Origin of the sequence: Chitinophaga qingshengii (assembly GCF_014529935.1) — a bacterium.
Taxonomy (GTDB): domain Bacteria; phylum Bacteroidota; class Bacteroidia; order Chitinophagales; family Chitinophagaceae; genus Chitinophaga; species Chitinophaga qingshengii.
Map to the genome: position 1 here is coordinate 159,540 of NZ_JACVFC010000006.1, position 19,257 is coordinate 178,796.

The following is a 19,257-nucleotide window of genomic DNA, read 5'->3' on the forward strand; positions in this document are numbered from 1 at the left end:
CTTTTTCTATAGAGAGAATCTATAATCAGGCGTTTACTTTACCTTTTACTTTCGCTACTACTTCTTCCGCAACGCTGTTTGGAGCCGGAGCGTAGTGAGAGAATTCCATGATAGAGCTGGCGCGGCCAGAGGACAGGGAACGCAGTTGGGTTACGTAACCGAACATTTCGCTCAACGGTACTTTAGCTTTGATCACCTGTACACCATTTCTGGAGTCCATACCTTCCAGCATACCGCGACGGCGGTTGAGGTCACCGGTAACGTCACCCATGTACTGGTCAGGAGTTTGTACTTCCACTTTCATGATAGGTTCCAGCAGTACTGGTTTAGCTTTGCGGGCAGCTTCACGGAAAGCTTGTTTGGCGCAGAGTTCGAAGGACATCGCGTCGGAGTCCACTGCGTGGAAGGAACCGTCGAACAGACGTACTTTCAGGTTCACCAGCGGGAAGTTTGCGAGTACACCCTGGTTCATTGACTGTTCAAAACCTTTCTGAACGGCCGGAACGAACTCTTTCGGGATAGCACCACCGAAGATATCGTTGATGAACTGGAAGGATTTACCGTCGTTTGCGGCCAGCCATTCAGCATCAGCAGGAGAGATTTCTACCTGGATGTCGGCGAATTTACCACGACCACCGGTTTGTTTTTTGAACACTTCGCGGTGTTCAATTTTAGCCGTCAGGGCTTCTTTGTAAGCAACCTGAGGAGCGCCCTGGTTTACTTCCACTTTGAACTCACGACGCATACGGTCGAGGATGATTTCGAGGTGGAGCTCACCCATACCGCTCAATACGGTTTGGCCGGTTTCTTCGTCAGTTTTAGCTTTCAGGGTAGGATCTTCTTCTACCAGTTTAGCGATGGCCATACCCATTTTATCAACGTCTGCCTGAGTTTTAGGCTCGATAGCGATGTCGATAACCGGTTCCGGGAATGTCATAGATTCCAGGATGATCGGGTGATTTTCATCACACAGGGTATCACCGGTTTTGATATCTTTAAAACCAACAGCAGCACCGATATCACCAGCTTCGATGAATTCGACCGGGTTCTGCTTGTTAGCGTGCATCTGCATGATACGGCTGATACGCTCGTTTTTGCCGGTACGGGTGTTCAGTACATAGGAACCAGCATCCAGGTGACCGGAGTAAGCCCGGAAGAATGCCAGACGACCTACGAAAGGATCGGTCATGATTTTGAACGCCAGTGCAGAGAATGGTTCTTTAGCATCTGGTTTACGTTCGATTTCGTCACCGGAATCAGGATCAGTACCTTTTACCGCTTCGATGTCAGTTGGAGAAGGCAGGTAGCGACAAACGCCATCCAGCATTTTCTGAACACCTTTGTTTTTGAAGGAAGAACCGCACATCATCGGGATGATCGCCATATCGATGGTAGCTTTGCGGATGGCTTCGTGGATTTCAGCTTCGGAGATAGAGTTAGGATCTTCGAAGAATTTCTCCATCAGGGTATCGTCGTATTCAGCAACGGCTTCTACCAGTTTAGCTCTCCATTCGTCCGCTTCATCCTTCATATCTGCCGGAATCTCGATTTCCTGGTAGGTAGCACCTTTACCTTCTTCGTCCCAGATAATACCTTTCATGGTGATCAGGTCAACCACGCCTTTGAAGGTATCTTCTGCACCGATAGGCAGGGTCAGGGGAACAGGGTTAGCACCCAGCATTTCCCTAACTTGTTTTACCACGTTCAGGAAGTCAGCACCGGAACGGTCCATTTTATTAACGAAACCGATACGGGGTACGCGGTAGCGGTTAGCCTGGCGCCAAACGGTTTCAGACTGAGGTTCAACGCCGGATACAGCGCAGAACAGTGCCACCAGACCGTCCAGTACACGCAGGGAGCGTTCTACTTCCACGGTAAAGTCCACGTGGCCCGGAGTATCGATGATGTTGAATTTGTATTGTTTAGTGTCCGGGAGAGCTTTACCCTGTAAAGTCGGGAAATTCCAAAAACAAGTGGTAGCAGCAGATGTGATGGTAATACCTCTTTCCTGCTCCTGTGCCATCCAGTCCATGGTAGCAGCACCCTCGTGCACCTCACCAATCTTGTGGGATTTACCTGTATAATACAGGATACGCTCTGTGGTAGTGGTTTTACCCGCATCAATGTGCGCCGCAATACCAAAGTTCCTTTGAAATCTTAAGTCTGCCATAATATTAAAATGACTAAATAATGCAATTTGGGGGGCAAAGGTAATCTATTTTTAGCAATAAATAAAACGCCCAATATTGTGCAAATGTTATTTCTCATTAACGAGCGCGGAGGTCTTAACACATGTATATTATTCTTCATGAATATCCCTCCAGTAACCGCTTTTTGGGTAGAATCCGCCATTTTTTTAAAAAATCCTGCCAATAGATAAATTAGTGTTTTTCCCGAACAATAAATCGTTCACATTTGTCATATGATTTAAGGTTGCCCCAAAAGTGTCCGTGTTATTCCTATGTCTCCATGTTAAGATAAATGTGAGCATCAACCACCATAAATCATTCAGCCGTATAAATCAAAGTGAGTGGCATACAGAAAGACCTGATTGAGTTGTTATCTATCTATTAAAAAATCAAAAAAAGTAACTGTCATGAAGAGAAATCGACTTTCTTCCTGAGCCACCGGCTGTTGACCGCAGCCGGCTTTAGCATCACACATTTCTAATACCCATTTATATGACCTCATTTAACTCCAAGTGCATCCTGGCACTAATGGTACTGGCATTGCTATGTACCCGCGCCAGCGGGCAACTTATTCTGAACAGGCAGGTGGTAGCGAACAACGGAGGCAGTAATACGCCGGGAAACGTCAGGATACAGTACACGGTAGGCGAAGCCGTGGTAATGCCTGTTACAGACGGCAAGGTACTGCTTACACAGGGTTTCCAGCAACCGGAAGAACTTCCTGCGCTGCCTGCCGGCGCCAATCCTATCAAGAATTACATCATTTTCCCCAATCCGGCGGTCACCAATACCAAAGTGCAGTTTGACCTGCTGCGAAGCGCTACCATTACCCTTGAGGTACTGAATACAGCCGGACAAAGCCTGTATCACCGGTTCCTCGAGATGGGCGCCGGCAAATCCACGGTCATTTTACCGGTCAATCATTTTGCAGCGGGTATTTACACCGTAGTACTAAAGGTGAACGGCAGCATTTTCTTTGAAAAGCTGATTGTTCAGTAACCCTGTCCATTCCTCATTTTAAAAAAACAATCATGAAATATGGTCGGATAATTTTACTGTTATGTGGTATGGTGGCCTTCAACCGGGCCATACTCGCCCAAAAAGCGGGGCAAAAAGCGCCCAATACCGGCGCCAGTTTTCTGCTGATTAATCCCGATGCCCGATCCAGTGGCACAGGCGATGCTACCACAGGACTGGAGGCAAGCCCCAACTCCCTTTTTTCCAATGCAGCCAAGATCGTTTTTGCCGGTGACTGGGGCGTCAGCGCCAATTATTCTCCCTGGATGTGGGAACTGAATAACAACCAGTCCAATATGGCCTACGTGTCTGCCTACAAAAATCTGAACCCTATTGAAGGGGTGGGTTTATCCATGAAATACTTCAATTATGGCGATGTGACTTTCCGGGACGACAACGGTACTGTACTACAGCAGTATTCCCCGCGGGAATTTGCCGTAGATGCCGCCTACGCCAGGAAACTGGGACAGCATATGTCGCTCGCCATTAGCCTGCGGTACGTGCGCAGCCAGCTGGGACAGGGGTCCTTCAACGGTTTGCAGCAAAAGCCGGCATCCGCCGTGGCCGGAGACATCGGTTATTATTACCAGAACAGCAAGGATAAGCTGGAATTCGGCAACCGGTATTCCTTCGGGGTTAGTTTAACCAACATCGGCACCAAGCTGCAGTATACCGATGACAACACCCGCAAGAGTTTTTTGCCGATGAACCTGCGCATCGGCGGCGGTTACACATTTGTGCACACCTACGATCATGAGTTTACCATAGCGGTAGATATCAACAAACTGCTGGTACCCACCCCACCCGTCTATGCCCTGGATTCAAATGGCATCGCCACCGATCAGATTTTAAAGGGTAAAGACCCTAACCGGGGCGTGGTAGATGCGTTATTCTCCTCCTTTGGCGATGCTCCGGGCGGATTCCAGGAGGAGTTGCGGGAATTTACCATTGGTTCCGGTATTGAATACGCCTACCGGCATGCTTTTTTTGTGCGTACCGGCTATTTCTACGAACACCCCAATAAGGGCTACCGGCAACATTTTTCAGCGGGGGTAGGCTTGTGTATATCCAATATATCGCTGGATATCGCCTACCAGATACCAACCGGAGAAAGCCTGGTACAAAAACGCACGCTCAAGTTTTCGCTGGTATACAATATTGGCGGGAGCCGTGATCCCCAGGCGCCTTGACCGGCGTCGCCATATTTTTTCAATCAATAAACTACACCCATATGAAACTATTGATCATTTTACTGGTATTTATCGCCGCTATACAACTCCCCCACCTGGCAGGCGCACAGGATCAAAAAGTGCCGGTTAAAACATCGGATGGAGCGATACGGTCTCCGAAACAGGAATCTGTACCTGTTAAACCGGGGGAACCAGCCAGGGCGGCGGTAGCGCGGACATTTATGGCCACCCAGGCGCCGCAGGGAGGAAATCCGGTATCCACTCTTCAACCGGATAAAAACCAGGCTGTCGCCAATACCGGTAATCCGGGAAAAACGCCTGGCACTATTTCCAGTCTTCCTGTTGAACAATTGATAAAACCGGTTAACAAAGATTTCCAGCCACCCAAAATAGAACAACAAGGTCCGGCTCCGGCACCAGTTAATACCAAACCTCAACCTGCTAAACCATAAAACACCCCGTATGAAAAGAAAATTTTTACTTTATGCCCTGTTTCTGTCCGCACTACTACAGCAACGAGCCGGGGCCCAGAGTAGCCTGAGTGGTATCAACTATCAGGCGGTGGCCCGGAATGCAAACGGCACGATACTTTCCGGCCAGTCGTTGCAGATAAGGTTTACGATTCTGAGTGGTTCTCCTTCCGGGAATGTGCAATACCAGGAAACGCAGGACGTTACCACCAACCAACTGGGGTTGTTCAATTTACAGATTGGCAAGGGTTCACCGGTGAGCGGCACTTTTGCCGCTATTCCCTGGGCGCAGGCCAATCAATATTTACGGGTAGAAGTTTCTATTGGCGGCAGTAATTTTTCGGAGCTGGGTACTTCCCAATTGATGAGCGTACCGTTTGCCATGTTCTCCGCCAATAGTGCCACACCCGGGCCGGCAGGACCCAAAGGTGATGCCGGCGCCGTGGGGCCCATGGGGCCTGTTGGGCCGCAGGGGCCTAAAGGTGATCCGGGTATGATTGGACCTGCGGGACCGGTAGGGCCGATTGGGCCGGCAGGACCAACAGGACCTGCGGGCACTATTGCTTCTACTCCTGCGGGGGGAGATCTGAGCGGTACCTACCCTAACCCTACTGTAGCCAAAATACAGGGTAAGCCCGTAGCCACTACAGTACCAGCTGCAGGACAGGTACTGGCATTTGACGGCACCAACTGGAGCCCCGCTGCCAATAGCGCTTTCGCGATCCCTTATGCAGGTACTTTTAATCTTCCCGGCACCTTGTTTTCCCTGACAAACAATGGAGATGGTACACAGCTGGAGGGCATCGGCAATTCCACCTCTTCCAGTGTCGCCGCTATCCGGGGCATTATCTCCCCTACCGCACCCGGTGGTTTTTCAACCGCCGTAAGAGGCATTAACAATGGTACCGGAGGACTCGGCATCGGCCTATGGGGATCACAGAACGGTTCCGGTTGGGGCGTGTACGGCGTTACCCCAACGGGGCTCGGCGTATATGGTAATTCCAGCGGCGCCGGGATGGGCGTATATGCCAACTCCACTTCCGGAACGGGTTTGTTCGCCACCAGTACGAACGGTATAGCAGCCAATTTCAGCCTCTTTAACAATAGCAACAACAATACGGTGGTGATGGCCACCACCAATGGTGGCGGCAACGTTATACAAGCCAATACCAGCGGCAATGGCAACGCCGTAGAAGCTACCAGCACTGGCGGAACCGGCGTACATGGCACCACCGGTATTTTATCCGGCGCGGGTATCCTGGGTAACCACACCGCCGGTGGGGAAGCCGTGACCGGGCTTACCAAAAGCGCTACCGGCGTTCCTACCGGCGCGGTAGTAGGCCGTAATGACGGTCCGGGTTACGGTGTACAGGGCTTTGTTTCCACAGACGCCTCGGGTTTAGGCATTGGTGTACTGGGCCGGGTTGGCGGCGGTGGCAGCACCGGTATGGCGGGTAAATTTGAGAACCTGAACAATGCCAATTCCAGCAGCGTGGTAGTGGTTACCACCGCTGGCGGTGGTAATGGCGTAGACGCCACTGCCAACGGCGGATTTGCCGTACATGGCAGCGCTACCAGTATTTCCGGCGCGGGCATTGTTGGAGACAATACCGGAGGAGGTGAATCGGTGACGGGCCGGGGTAACACCGCTGCGGGTATCGGTGCAGTCGTGGGCCGCAATGATGGCGGTGGTTATGGCGTATATGGCTTTATAGCCACCAACGCCTCCGGTACCGGCGCAGCTATTGCCGGCAGGGTTGGGATTGGAGGCTCCAAAGGCAGAGCAGGATTTTTTGAGAATACCAACAACGCCAATACCAATAACACGCTGGAGGTGGTCAACATCGGGCCGGGTTCGATTGCAGACCATACCCAGGGCAATGCCGGTAATTTCTTCCTGAATAATACCACTGGAGTGGGCGCAGCTGTACGGGGAGAAGTGAACAGCATTTTCGGTAATCAGGGTACTGCCGGGATATATGGCGTAGCTTCCGGCACCGGCGGCTATGGTGGCTATTTTGAGCATACCAGTACAACCGGATTTGGGCGGGCCTTATATGTGACCAGTCAGGGTCAGGGTACTGCTACAGAATTAAATCATAACGGTCCCAGTGGCAACGCTGTACTCATTCAAACGCTCGACAACACCAATACTGACAATGTTTTGCAGGTAGTGAGCAACGGACCGGGCGTAATTGCAGACCATTCACGCGGGAATGCCGGTAATTTCTTTTTGAATAATTCCACAGGTGTGGGTGCCGGTGTACGTGGGGAAGTGAACAGTATTTTCGGCAACAACGGCACTGCCGGGGTGTATGGTGTAGCTTCCGGTACCGGGGGATATGGCGGCTATTTTGAGCATAGTAACAGCACCGGCTTCGGGCATGCGCTTGAGGTGGTGAATAATGGTCAGGGAACTGCATTTGAGGTGGTTCATACCGGTTCTTCCGGTGATCTGGCGATATTTCAGACCGGCGGATTTAACGTAGCCCGTATTGACCGTACCGGGAAAGGTTTTTTCAACGGTGGTACGCAAACCTCCGGCGCCGACGTGGCAGAAGCCTTTGACGTAACCGGCGCTGCGCATCAGTATGAGCCGGGCGATGTGATGGTGATTGCCACCGACGCTGATCGTACCCTTCAAAAATCGGCGGCGGCGTATTCTTCGCTGGTAGTGGGCGTGTATGCCACCAAACCGGGGATATTATTAACCGAAGAGCATATGGACACCGATCTTTCCGACAAGATTCCTTTAGGTGTAGTGGGAGTTATTCCTACCAAAGTTTGTAATGAAAACGGGCCTATCAGCCGTGGAGATATCCTGGTTACCGCCAGCAGGCCGGGGTATGCTATGAAAGCAGATCTCAGTAAGGTTAAGCTGGGGCAGGCCATTGGTAAGGCATTGCAGGAGTTCTCCGGAGAGACCGGCAAGATTAAAGTGCTGGTGAATGTAAGATAAGGCAACAAGCAGTATACAATGTGATACATCAGGGCCGCCGGTATGAACCGGTGGCTTTTTTATGGCCAAAGGAGCGGTATTGCAGGGATAAAGGAGGAGTGATGCAGTGGGAGGGTTGGATTTAAATACCTTATGGATAGGGAGGAAACAGCCGGAGGTGGCGATATTTCATTGATCAGCAATAAGCACGAGAAGCCGGGGTAAGCTGGCGCTGAGAAGTGATTATCCGCAGTTATCCACATTTCGGTGGCGAGGGAAACAGTCCCGGCAAACAAGCCATGGTATTGAAGTGTTCAGTTTATCAACGGAGTAATGCAGGGGTTACGCACATTAAAAGCAGCACTTATCCACACATAAAAAGGCAAACAGCTCCGAAGAGGAACTGTTTGCCGAATATATTGAGTTGCCCGTTGGGGCGATAACTATACTCTGAAGTGAGAGAAAGCTTTGTTAGCCTCAGCCATACGGTGAGTATCTTCTTTCTTCTTGAATGCTGCGCCTTCACCTTTGCTTGCTGCTACGATTTCATTTGCCAGCTTATCAGCCATGCTCTTACCATTTCTTTCACCAGCGTAACGAACCAGCCATTTGATGCTCAGGGATACTTTTCTATCCGGACGAACTTCAGCAGGGATCTGGAAGGTAGCACCACCGATACGGCGGCTTCTAACTTCTACAGCAGGAGTTACGTTATTCAATGCTTTTCTCCAAACCTCATAACCGTTTTCGCCGGTCATCTGGCTCACTTTATCCACGGCATCGTAGAAGATTTTATAGGCAATGCTCTTCTTTCCTTGTTCCATTACGTTGTTAACGAAGCGGGTAACCAGCTTATCGTTAAAGCGAGGATCCGGAGCCAAAGGCAATTTTTTTGCAGCTTGCTTTCTCATTATTGAAAATTACGACTATTTATAATTGATTATTTCTTAGCCTTTTCCTTTTTAGTACCATATTTGGAACGGCTCTGCTTTCTGTCTTTCACACCGGCAGTATCCAGGGAACCGCGAACGATGTGGTAACGAACACCTGGTAAGTCTTTTACCCTTCCACCACGGATCAGTACGATGGAGTGCTCCTGCAGGTTGTGACCTTCACCCGGGATATAAGCGATCACCTCAACTTTATTGGTCAAACGCACCTTTGCAACTTTACGCAAAGCGGAGTTAGGTTTTTTAGGCGTAGTTGTGTACACACGGGTACAAACACCACGACGCTGAGGGCAGCTATCTAATGCCCTGGACTTAGACTTAGCCCGGATAATTTCTCTTCCTTTTCTTACTAATTGTTGTATAGTAGGCATTCTTTACCTAGTTTTTTATGTCGGTTTACAATGACATCCAAATTTCCCATATGGGATTTTGGGAGGGCAAAGGTAAAACTATATATGTGAATAACAAAATTGTTTCGAATATTTTTTGCCGGTTTTGAAGTTTCCCCGTAGTCGAAGACTGGTTAAATGCGATCTGGTATAAGCAGGATATCAAAATCCGGATTGCAAAGGTATGCTTTCCTTTAGAATATACCATAAAAAAATAGGGCCTGGCAACCGGCCCTATTTTTCACTATTTTAATAATATGTATTTCTTTACTTTTCACCTACATGAAAGTTCCAGTTGCGGGAATCTGCTTCGCGGCCGGTACGGATAGCATCGAGCCGGCGGATGACTTCCGCGCCTGTGGTATAGGTAGTGGTATCCAGTTTGATCTGGGTATCGAGGTAATCCAGTTGTTCTACATAAGCCAGTGCGGCGGCGGTACCGGTACCGAAGACTTCGCGGAGGGTACCGTTTTTATAGGCAGTCACCACTTCATCAATAGATACAGGTCTTTCTTCCACGGTAAGGCCCAGGTCTTTCAGCAGGTCGATCACGCTGGCGCGGGTAACCCCTTCCAGGATGGTGCCCTGTTCCAGATCGGGCGTGATGGCAGTATTGCCGATGATCACAAACACGTTCATAGTACCGCATTCCTGCAGGTATTTATGCTCATAGCCGTCTACCCAGAGAATTTGGTCGTAGCCCTGTTTTTTAGCCTGCATGGTCGGATACATGGTACCGCCGTAGTTACCGGCTGCTTTTGCGTATCCCACGCCGCCGGGGAAGGCACGTACGTATTTATCCTGCACCAGGAGTTTGATGGGTTTATTAAAATAAGGCCCTGATGGAGAATTAATAATAGCAAAGCGGTAAGTATCGGAAGGGCGTACGCCGATGAACTCATCTGCCGCGATCATAAAAGGACGCAGGTAGAGAGAGCAGCCGGGGCCGGTAGGTATCCAGTTGCGGTCCAGATCCACCAGCATATCCATGCCACCCATAAAGAGCCATTCCGGTACATCCGGCATGCCCATTCTTTGTGCAGAGGTATTAAACCTTCTGTAGTTATCGTAAGGGCGGAAGATCAGCGGGTTACCCTGAGGATCTTTATAAGCCTTGATACCTTCAAAAATAGCCTGTCCATAGTGCCAGGCGGCGTTGGAGGGGCTTACAGAGAAGTTTCCAAAAGGCAGGATTTCAGCATTTTTCCACTCATGTCCGTCAAAATCGGCCACCAGCATGTGGTCAGCATATTTTTTACCGAACACGAGGTTATTAAAATCCACTTCACTCAAACGGCTGTGCGTAGTTTTTGTGACTTTGATCTTCTGCAAAGCTTCTTCCTTTACTGTTGATTTAGCTACCATCATGGTTAATCAATTTTATCTCAATATTTTTACACTTTCTTGCGTTGGATGGCCGCATCTGCGGATACGGCAGTGCAAATAAACTGATTTTTCCCCACGCGGGATTTTGATATTAAATTAAATCATAATAATATGTCGCTCGACCAATTAGAACTTGATCCGTATTATCTGGCTAAGATCTTTACCCAGCCGATCATCCCCGGGAAAAGCATGCCGGTTGCAGCGCCGCAAATTGAGGTCCCGAAAGTCAAATATTTAGGAGAAAATCAAAAAAACGTAGCGCTCTTCATACAAAACGAAAATGAAGCCTACTTAAATGAAGAATTATTCAACCTCCTTACCAATATATTAAATGCCTGTAAACTAGGGATGCAGGACGTGTTGCTGGCAAACACCGCTCATTACCCGCAACTGGACTACACTTCCTGGCAAACTGCCGTGAAGATCGGGAAGGCTATTGTGTTTGGGACGGCATCCGCTTCCCTGGGCCTGACAGATGCGCCGCTTTACCAGTTGCTGACCGTGAATGGCACTACCCTGCTGCTGTCTGACGACCTCCAGCTTATCGGCACAGATAAAATACTGAAAGCCAAACTTTGGGCCGGACTGAAGCAACTGCTGGGGATTTAATTATTTATATATTTATTTTATTTATTTAATGAAACTGATTTTTGCTACCAATAACGAGAATAAAGTAAAGGAATTCCGTTCCCTGCTGGGTGATCATTTTGAGATCATCACCTTACAGGAAGCCGGTATCGACATAGACATCCCGGAACCGCACGACACGCTGGAAGAGAACGCCCGCGAGAAATCCACTGTTATTCACCGGATGACCGGCGAAAACTGCTTCGCAGAAGATACCGGACTGGAAATCAATGCCCTGCAGGGCGCTCCGGGCGTATTAAGCGCCCGTTATGCCGGCGAACAGAAAAAAGCATCCGATAATATTGCCAAAGTATTGACGGAGCTGGAAGGGGTTACCGACCGCAGCGCCCGGTTCAGGACCGTCATTTCTCTGATCCTGAACGGGAAAGAATACCAGTTCGAAGGTATCAGCCGGGGCACTATCCAGGAGCGCAGCACCGGCGAAAAAGGTTTTGGTTATGATCCGGTTTTTACGCCCGAAGGAGCCAGCCGCACCTTTGCCGAAATGGACCTGACGGAAAAAAATCAATACAGCCACCGGGCAAGAGCCTTCGCGTCATTCGTCGCCTTTCTGAAAACATTACCCGTTTAACATCTACCTAAAAAATAATGGCCAGAATTAAAATAGATTTACCGGAAAAATTCGGATTCAGCACAACGATACCTATCAGGATACAGGATGTTAACTACGGCGGGCATGTTGGCAACGACGCCATCCTGTCTATCATGCACGAAGCCCGGATGCAGTTCATTCAACAGGCGGGCTATAAAGAACTCGATCATGAAGCCAATACCGGGCTTATTATGGCCGATGTAGCCGTGTCATACAAAGGCGAAGGTTTTCATGGCGATATTTTCACGGTAGCAGTAGCCGCCGGCGAATACGGCCCCTTCGGCTTCGAACTCTTCTACCACCTGACTACACAACGTAATGGTCAAACAATCACCATTGCCTGCGCCAAAACCGGCATGGTGTGCTTTGATTACAATACCCGTAAAGTCATGAAATTACCTGCAGAGATGAAAGCAGCGCTGGAGTCCCTGTCATCATAAACAACATTCGGAAATCATCAACATATAATTTAAAAAAGATAATGGAAACAACAACTACCGCCAGCTCTCTGGAAAAGATAATCGCGGGTCGCCGCAGTGTAAAACCGACCAGCATGAACGGCCGGAAAATAGCCGATGAAACCGTGCAACAGCTGTTACAGATGGCAGACTGGGCCCCTACCCACGGCTATACCGAACCCTGGTATTTTGTGGTATATGGCGGCGATAAGGTACAGCAGTTTTGTAACGATCATGCTGAACTGTACAAACAATTCACTCCCACAGAAAAATTCAATCCCGGCAGCTATGACAAGCTGAAGAGCCAGGGTGATCTGGCATCCCATGTTATCGCCATTTGCATGAAACGGGGTAGCAAACCCGGTATCCCGGTGGTGGAAGAGGTAGCAGCGGTTGCTTGCGCCGTACAGAACATGTGGCTGAGCGCTACTTCTCAGGGCATCGCCGCCTACTGGGGTTCCGGTGGCATGACCTTCCACCCTGCCATGCAGGATTATCTTGGATTGGGAGATGAAGACCAGGTACTGGGATTTTTCTACCTGGGTTATACCGACGAGCCGGCACAACCCGGCAAACGGTTGAAGCCACTGTCAGAGAAAGTTAAATGGATGTAGATATTTGGGAGATTTGGTTATTTGGTTTATTTGGCTATTTGATTTACGGATTTTGAGATTGGGGGATTTTGGGATTGGGGATTTAAGCGAGTCTAAAATTTTAATATATCAAAATCCGTAAATCCATAAATCCGTAAATCAAATAGCCAAATAAACTAAATGAACAAATATCAAAATAGCATGTATCCTTTGGCCAATGTTTCAAATGATTGCAGCTGTTCATTGATCCAACGTTCATCCCTTCCCAGTTCCCGCGCCATAATACCGGCTACGGCAGGGGCTATACGTAAAGCTTCCCGGGCATCCAGGAACAACAGGCGCACCCTTCTGGCCAGGAAATCGGCAATATTACGTGCCATCTCTTCCCTTACCGCCCATACCACCTGTACTTTCCGGATCTGAAAGGGTTCACTCAGCACCTCCTGCAACGCCGGTTGATCCTCCATAAGTCGTTGCAGTTGTGTGATATCACTACCATAGAAATACCAGGGGTCGTCCCAATTCATCCCTTGTATGGCGCCATGGACCTGCATTTCATGTGTCATTGAATCCGTTAGTTTCCAGCGCAGGGATTTTTCCAGCTGGTGGATCACATCTTCTGCCATGCGGCGGTAGGTCGTCCATTTCCCCCCGATGATAGTGACCAGTCCCGAAGCCGCTACAATAATCTTATGGCTGCGGGATATTTCCTTTGTCTTATGTCCCTCTGCTTTAGCCGCCGCCAGCGGGCGCAGGCCAGCCCATACACTGAGTACATCACTGCGTTGCGGCGCTTTTACCAGGTATTGCCCTGCCGTGCGGAGGATAAAACTGATTTCATCTTCCAGTGCATGTGGTTCCAGGCTGATATGATTAACCGGCGTATCCGTAGTACCCACCACCACCTTGTTGTGCCAGGGCACCACAAACAGTACACGTCCGTCGCTGGTAGCAGGAATCATGAGCGCATCATGTCCCGGCAGGAAACTGCTGTCCAGCACTACGTGAACACCCTGGCTGGCCGCGATAGACTTTGGTGCATCCGGGTCATCCATCTCCAGAATATCATCTGCAAAAACACCGGTCGCATTAATCACCGCCCTGGTATTGAGAAATATTTCCGCACCACCGTTCAGTGTATCCCTGACCGTTAGCCCGCTGATATTACCCTCTTCATCCTTGCGCAGACTGGTAATTTTCATATAGTTCAGGACAGTACCGCCTTTATCCCTGATAGTTTGGGCCAGGTTGACCGCCAGGCGGCTGTCATCGAACTGACCATCGTGGTATAGTACGCCTCCGGCAAGGCTTTCCGGTTTCAGGGTAGGAAGCCTTGTCAGCGTATCCTTGCGGGAGATGTGCACCGACCGGCCCAGGCTCAGTCGCCCTGCCAGCCAGTCGTACATTTTCAGGCCGACTGTATATTTCAGGTTTTCCCAGGTGTTGAAGGTGGGGATCACAAAGCTGAGGTTACGTACCAGGTGTGGCGCATTACGAGCCAGCCGCCCGCGCTCCACCGCCGCCTCCCGAACGAGCGACACATCACCCTGAGCCAGGTAACGTACCCCTCCATGTACCAGTTTGGTACTTTTGCTGGAAGTAGACGCTGCAAAATCGGCCTGTTCCAGCAACAAGGTACGATACCCCCTGGTAACCGCTTCCAGTGCGGCACCCAGGCCGGTGGCACCACCTCCGGCCACAATAATATCCCAGGGCTCCAGGTCTTTTCTCAGGGCGGCAACGATAGCTTCTCTTTTCATATACAATTTTTCGGGTATTACAATTTACTGCGGAAATGCCGGCTTCACAAACGGGAACGGCGTCTGCCCTAAAATTTAACGGACAGCTAAAGGAAAAGTTCTGGCAGCCGGAACATTTAGGCATAAAAAATGTTCCTCTAAGTGACGTAACTTCCTGTTCCATATCGTTATCATATGTCCATTAAGGTTATATCCAGACCACAACATGCAGCCTGGCTCCTACTGGCGCTCCTACTGCTGACGCTTATCCTGCCGGCGGCAGCCCAACGCGCTAAAAAGAAGGCCCCTGCTCCGGACACCATACATATGGCCGTTGTAGATAGCGCCACTATCAGCAAAAACATCAGCCGGCTGGCACAGGACACCTCCAAGCTGAAGAAGTCCGATACCGCCGTGGCAGTGATCATCAACCGGATAGAAGGTTATACCCTATTACTCAATCAGCTGATGAGCAGCCTGCGGCGCGGATTTGATACGCTGAGCATCAACCGGGAAATACCCCTGGTCGACACCTCCCTTTCCCTGATCCGTGAGAATATTGCCAGTCTGGGGCGCACTCCCAACATCAACGACATCTACACCAACAAAGTGATGCTGGAGCAGCTGCAGCGCAAACTCGACGGCTGGCAGAAAAACCTATTTTCCTACTATAACACCCTGGTGGCCATTAACGATACCCTGCACTCCCTGCGGCGGGACACGTCCATGCGCAGCATCCCCGCAGAAGATGAGCTGTATGGTTTTTATATCGGTCAGCTTACCCGGCTGATTAACAAGTACCGTTCCGTAGACAGTGCCAACAAAGTATGTCTCATCAAAATAGGGCTGTTGCAGAACCGGGTCGCCAACCGGTACATTGATGTATCGAACCTGCTGGAAGACAGTGATTACCGGTTGGAGCAGTTTTCCGCCAATATGTTTTCGCGCGACTACCGTTATATCTGGAAACCGCACCGGGACAGCATCAACCCGCTGGAGTTTTTTCCAGTAGTGCAGCGGTCGTTGCATAAAAGCACCCGGGTACTGGGCATCTTCTTCTCCATACAATGGCCCATTTTTATTGTATGGGGATTACTTGCTTTCCTTTTTGCCTGGTGGGTTTACAGCAATGTGCGGCGTATCCGGCGTAACCATCCCGAGCAGGAAGCAGAAGCTATCCTGCAACATGCGCAGTATGTGTACCGTCACCCCGTAGCCAGCACCGTTATTTTTATCACGACGCTCTCTTCCGTGCTCTCCGTGCGGTATCCCATCCTGTACACCGAAATTATCTGGGGGCTGACCATGACAGCACTCACCTATCTTTTCCGCACCTCTTTCCCCAAAGTGCTGTACCGGTACTGGTTAATGCTGATGGCATTGCTTTTCATGTACTGCATCAACAACCTGCTGATTGAAGTGACTTATGCAGAACAGTGGGGACTGTTAATTTGTGCCGGTCTGAGCATAGGCGTGGGTATCCGGTTACTGCGGGAAACCTCGCTGACCACCTTCGCCCATCCGAAATACACCGCACCTACTATTAAGCTGTTCATCGCCACCAGCGCCATTTCCATGCTACTAGTGATACTGGCAAGGGTAGGCAGCGCCAAGATATTCGGGTCCAGCGCCGTGGTAAATACCGTTATGGCCATGAACCTGTACGTACTCGTGAAAATAATACTGGAAGCGGTTTTTCTGCAGGTAGAAGCCAATAAAAACTCCAGTACCTTTATCTCTTTCATGGATTACCAGGATGTGCAGGCCAAGCTGAAAACTTTCCTGACCGTGCTCGCCTTCGTAGGCTGGCTGATCATTGTAGCCCGTAACCTTTACCTGTACGACGCGATTTATGAAGAGATCAGCAGTTTGTTGTCCGCCAGTCATCATATCGGTAATTCCGATTTCACTTTCAGCAGCGTCATCATTTTTGTACTGGTAATATGGGTGGCCTTCGTCGCCTCCCAGCTGATAGCCTATATGTTCGGCAATACCGGTCAGAGTGCCAGTCCGGCCCGGAAGCCCCGTTTCGGCTCTACCCTGCTGTTGTTAAGGCTCGCCGTTCTCGCCGGTGGTATCCTGTTGGCCTTCGCGGCTTCCGGTATCCCCATGGACAAACTGACCATCGTTATCGGCGCCCTTAGTGTGGGCATCGGTTTCGGACTACAGAACGTCGTCAACAATCTCGTGTCCGGTATTATCCTCGCTTTTGAAAAACCGATAGAAGTCGGCGATGTGATAGAACTGGGCACCCGCTCCGGTGTTGTCAAAGAAATCGGTATCCGTTCCAGTAAAATCTCCGCCTACGATGGTTCCACCGTGGTAGTCCCCAATGCCGACCTTATCTCCCAGCAACTGATCAACTGGACCATGACCAACCGCATCCGGCGCGTGAACTTCCAGCTGGGCATAGGCTATGGCAGCGATATCGACCAGGTAACCGGTATTATCAAAAGCGCCTTCACCGGTCAGGACGGTATACTCACTGCGCCGGAGCCGATCATACAGCTATCCCAATTCGGGGATAACTCCGTTAATTTCCAGGTATACTTCTGGATTTCCGACCTGGGCAACGCCGGTACCCTGCAGAGTAAAGTGCTCACTTTTATCTATAACGCCCTCAACGAAGCTGGTATAGAACTGCCGTTCCCACAGCGGGATCTGCATATCCGCAGCATCGATGAAGCAGTACTGAATAAGTGGAAAACCAGCACAGATAAGGATTCAACAACATCTTCCCAATAACAGCGAAAAAATTTTGTAAAAAAACGGGCTGTACATTTTGAATTTTCACTTATTAGCCGTTATCTTTGCACTCCCGTTTTGAGAATGAGAATTCAAGACAGATGGGAAATGGCGAGGTAGCTCAGGTGGTTAGAGCACAGGATTCATAACCCTGAGGTCTCGGGTTCAAGTCCCGATCTCGCTACAGGGAAAAAGCCGCATCATATGATGCGGCTTTTTTATTCCTTTACAACTGAATTGGCTTATATGCCAACGCCTTATCAACAACTTCCTCTGGCGACAACTCATCATAAAATATGTAGTTAGATACCTCTGGATCTGGCACGTTTTTCTCCAATAGTTCAAGCATTTTGTCAAGTTGCTGCTCAGTATCCTCAGCAGCGGCGATCCTTTTAACTAGTTCGATTAACTGATCTCTGGTCATAATAAATAAAGTTACGTTCTACCATCATTGCGATCATTCCAGTTGAAAAAACAAGCCTCTGAGTCTTATTTTTAAACTGTCTGCGATTTAGCGGTCTCTATAAACAACCCGAAATCTTTTTAAATTCCCCGATAAGTAAACGCTTTTTTACTTTGTATGCAAATAATAAATTGTTCGCATGGTAAGACAATCCAATAATGTTTTGTCAGAAATAAATTATCATTACAGATGGGATACCGTCTTGGGAAAAGATTACTATCAGGAAGCGATAAAAGGGTAGGTATATCCAAGATCATTTATAAATCATTTATAGGAATGACTAGCTATATTGAATCTAATAAAGAGGAGCAGGAATACATTGCTGTTCTGAATGGGAGCGCGTGTAAAACATTCTTAGGTTTCAAGAAAGAATTAGTCGCTGCATTTTCTTTACCAGAAGAGGCAGCAGACAACATCAATGATATCAGTGGATATATTTTTTCAAACTGGCTTGGTTTTAAAAGAATTAAGATCGTATTTAACAATACCGGAAGTCTGAAAAAAGAGGAGAAACATTTTAGTGAGATTATGAATTTGTTAAGCCGGTGGAAGAATTTTTGGGAATCTTTAGCTCCTCAAAACAAACTAAATATCGAGGTGGCTTAACCACAGCATGTTGGCATTGCAGTAACGTTCGCCCAGGACAAAGACCAGCATCCCTGTTGCATAAATTTATACTTCTGAAGTTGTTACTCCAAATTTCTGTTTAAACGCAAAATAGAAATGAGATAGGTTTTCAAATCCTAAATCCAGGTAAAATTCTGCCGGTTTTTGCTGCTTATGTTTAACAAGGTAATGCGCCTCTTCCAAGCGTCTGTCGAGCAGCCATCGTTTAGGAGTCATGCCAAACAGTTTGTCAAAATCCCGTTTAAATGTAGATACGCTGCGGCCGGTAAGCCTGGCAAAAGATGCCACCGGAATATTGAACATATAATTTTGATGCATGAATTCTTCCAAATCTATTTTGTAGGGTTCAGAAAAATCAAACAACAAATTTTTAAACGCCGGGTTACATTGAAGCAGCAATTCCACCGCTTCCCTGATTTTTAAGATGGCCAGTTTGGGGGTTGCTTCCTTTGTTTTGTTGATATAGGGAGTCAGGGAAAGAAAATAAGATCGCAGGAAATCATCCGGTTCAAAGAAAAGCTTTTGATTTCCGGGAAAGGGAGTATCTACTACGATCTTATTTTCAATAGCATATTGATGGAGCGTTTCTTTATCCAGGGAAATGGAAACAAACTGATACTTACCTGATTTACCAGGATATTTAATGGTTCGGACGAGCTGGTTTTTCCGGACCAGGACAATCGTATTTTCTGTAATGATAGTATGGCCTTGGGCATGAAACGCATGGGTTTCACCCGACAACTGAAAACCCAGGAAATGTTCTGGTATAAACTCCTCATTCCCTCTGTATTTTTCAAATGCACAGGAATACACCAGCTTTCCAAACATGATTTCATTACGTTCTGCCATATTACAAATATCTA

Annotated in this window: 17 protein-coding genes and 1 tRNA gene; 11 read left to right on the forward strand and 7 right to left on the reverse strand. The window is 48.7% G+C overall.

Annotated elements, in window-relative coordinates; all coding sequences use genetic code 11:
• Nucleotides 1–25: 25 nt before the first annotated feature.
• A complete protein-coding gene (gene fusA, locus ICL07_RS30110; protein WP_223152147.1) occupies nucleotides 26–2,170 on the reverse strand; it encodes an elongation factor G in 2,145 nt (714 codons plus the stop codon).
• Nucleotides 2,171–2,681: 511 nt separating this feature from the next.
• Here fusA and ICL07_RS30115 point away from each other — a divergent pair.
• From ICL07_RS30115 to ICL07_RS30130, 4 genes are read left to right on the forward strand one after another with little or no spacing between them, the layout of a single operon-like run.
• Nucleotides 2,682–3,188, forward strand: coding sequence for a T9SS type A sorting domain-containing protein (locus ICL07_RS30115; RefSeq protein ID WP_188091766.1), 507 nt, complete (start codon nucleotides 2,682–2,684; stop codon nucleotides 3,186–3,188).
• Nucleotides 3,189–3,220: 32 nt separating this feature from the next.
• Nucleotides 3,221–4,396: a type IX secretion system outer membrane channel protein PorV gene (gene porV, locus ICL07_RS30120; protein ID WP_188091767.1), complete on the forward strand. Its 1,176-nt coding sequence runs from the start codon at nucleotides 3,221–3,223 to the stop codon at nucleotides 4,394–4,396.
• A gap of 41 nt (nucleotides 4,397–4,437) precedes the next feature.
• Entirely contained in the window at nucleotides 4,438–4,848 is a 411-nt protein-coding gene (locus ICL07_RS30125; RefSeq protein WP_188091768.1) for a hypothetical protein, read from the forward strand.
• Between the two features lie 10 nt (nucleotides 4,849–4,858).
• A complete protein-coding gene (locus tag ICL07_RS30130) occupies nucleotides 4,859–7,825 on the forward strand; it encodes a beta strand repeat-containing protein (protein WP_188091769.1) in 2,967 nt (988 codons plus the stop codon).
• A 422-nt stretch (nucleotides 7,826–8,247) separates the two neighbouring features.
• Here ICL07_RS30130 and rpsG read toward each other — a convergent pair whose 3' ends face one another.
• The 3 genes from rpsG to ICL07_RS30145 form a co-directional block, all read right to left on the reverse strand.
• Nucleotides 8,248–8,715 (reverse strand): 30S ribosomal protein S7, encoded by a 468-nt coding sequence (gene rpsG / locus ICL07_RS30135; RefSeq protein WP_143307685.1) that lies wholly within the window; start codon nucleotides 8,713–8,715, stop codon nucleotides 8,248–8,250.
• A 29-nt stretch (nucleotides 8,716–8,744) separates the two neighbouring features.
• Nucleotides 8,745–9,125 (reverse strand): 30S ribosomal protein S12, encoded by a 381-nt coding sequence (gene rpsL, locus ICL07_RS30140; RefSeq protein ID WP_012789278.1) that lies wholly within the window; start codon nucleotides 9,123–9,125, stop codon nucleotides 8,745–8,747.
• Between the two features lie 285 nt (nucleotides 9,126–9,410).
• Nucleotides 9,411–10,511, reverse strand: a complete 1,101-nt coding sequence (locus tag ICL07_RS30145; RefSeq protein WP_188091770.1) for a branched-chain amino acid aminotransferase — start codon at nucleotides 10,509–10,511, stop codon at nucleotides 9,411–9,413.
• A 129-nt stretch (nucleotides 10,512–10,640) separates the two neighbouring features.
• Between ICL07_RS30145 and ICL07_RS30150 the strand changes: the two genes are divergently transcribed.
• Genes ICL07_RS30150 through ICL07_RS30165 form a run of 4 tightly spaced genes read left to right on the forward strand, consistent with a single transcriptional unit; the run spans nucleotide 10,641 to nucleotide 12,841 of the window.
• Nucleotides 10,641–11,138, forward strand: a complete 498-nt coding sequence (locus ICL07_RS30150) for a hypothetical protein (RefSeq protein ID WP_188091771.1) — start codon at nucleotides 10,641–10,643, stop codon at nucleotides 11,136–11,138.
• Nucleotides 11,139–11,166: 28 nt separating this feature from the next.
• Nucleotides 11,167–11,748 carry an RdgB/HAM1 family non-canonical purine NTP pyrophosphatase gene (rdgB, locus tag ICL07_RS30155; protein ID WP_188091772.1) on the forward strand — a complete coding sequence of 194 codons (582 nt, stop codon included), beginning with the start codon at nucleotides 11,167–11,169 and terminating at the stop codon, nucleotides 11,746–11,748.
• A 17-nt stretch (nucleotides 11,749–11,765) separates the two neighbouring features.
• Nucleotides 11,766–12,209 (forward strand): acyl-CoA thioesterase, encoded by a 444-nt coding sequence (locus ICL07_RS30160; RefSeq protein ID WP_188091773.1) that lies wholly within the window; start codon nucleotides 11,766–11,768, stop codon nucleotides 12,207–12,209.
• Between the two features lie 41 nt (nucleotides 12,210–12,250).
• A complete protein-coding gene (locus ICL07_RS30165; RefSeq protein ID WP_188091774.1) occupies nucleotides 12,251–12,841 on the forward strand; it encodes a nitroreductase family protein in 591 nt (196 codons plus the stop codon).
• A gap of 170 nt (nucleotides 12,842–13,011) precedes the next feature.
• Here ICL07_RS30165 and ICL07_RS30170 read toward each other — a convergent pair whose 3' ends face one another.
• Nucleotides 13,012–14,580, reverse strand: coding sequence for a glycerol-3-phosphate dehydrogenase/oxidase (locus ICL07_RS30170; protein ID WP_188091775.1), 1,569 nt, complete (start codon nucleotides 14,578–14,580; stop codon nucleotides 13,012–13,014).
• Nucleotides 14,581–14,754: 174 nt separating this feature from the next.
• On the opposite strand from ICL07_RS30170, the gene ICL07_RS30175 reads away from it, so the two are divergent.
• Entirely contained in the window at nucleotides 14,755–17,304 is a 2,550-nt protein-coding gene (locus ICL07_RS30175; protein ID WP_188091776.1) for a mechanosensitive ion channel family protein, read from the forward strand.
• Between the two features lie 110 nt (nucleotides 17,305–17,414).
• Nucleotides 17,415–17,488 (forward strand) — tRNA-Met (locus ICL07_RS30180).
• A gap of 42 nt (nucleotides 17,489–17,530) precedes the next feature.
• Here ICL07_RS30180 and ICL07_RS30185 read toward each other — a convergent pair.
• Nucleotides 17,531–17,728 (reverse strand): hypothetical protein, encoded by a 198-nt coding sequence (locus tag ICL07_RS30185; RefSeq protein ID WP_188091777.1) that lies wholly within the window; start codon nucleotides 17,726–17,728, stop codon nucleotides 17,531–17,533.
• A 228-nt stretch (nucleotides 17,729–17,956) separates the two neighbouring features.
• Between ICL07_RS30185 and ICL07_RS30190 the strand changes: the two genes are divergently transcribed.
• On the forward strand, nucleotides 17,957–18,373 hold the full coding sequence (locus ICL07_RS30190) for a barstar family protein (protein WP_188091778.1): 417 nt from the start codon (nucleotides 17,957–17,959) through the stop codon (nucleotides 18,371–18,373).
• Nucleotides 18,374–18,439: 66 nt separating this feature from the next.
• On the opposite strand, the gene ICL07_RS30195 is transcribed toward ICL07_RS30190, so the two are convergent.
• Entirely contained in the window at nucleotides 18,440–19,243 is an 804-nt protein-coding gene (locus tag ICL07_RS30195) for a helix-turn-helix domain-containing protein (protein ID WP_188091779.1), read from the reverse strand.
• Nucleotides 19,244–19,257: the final 14 nt, after the last annotated feature.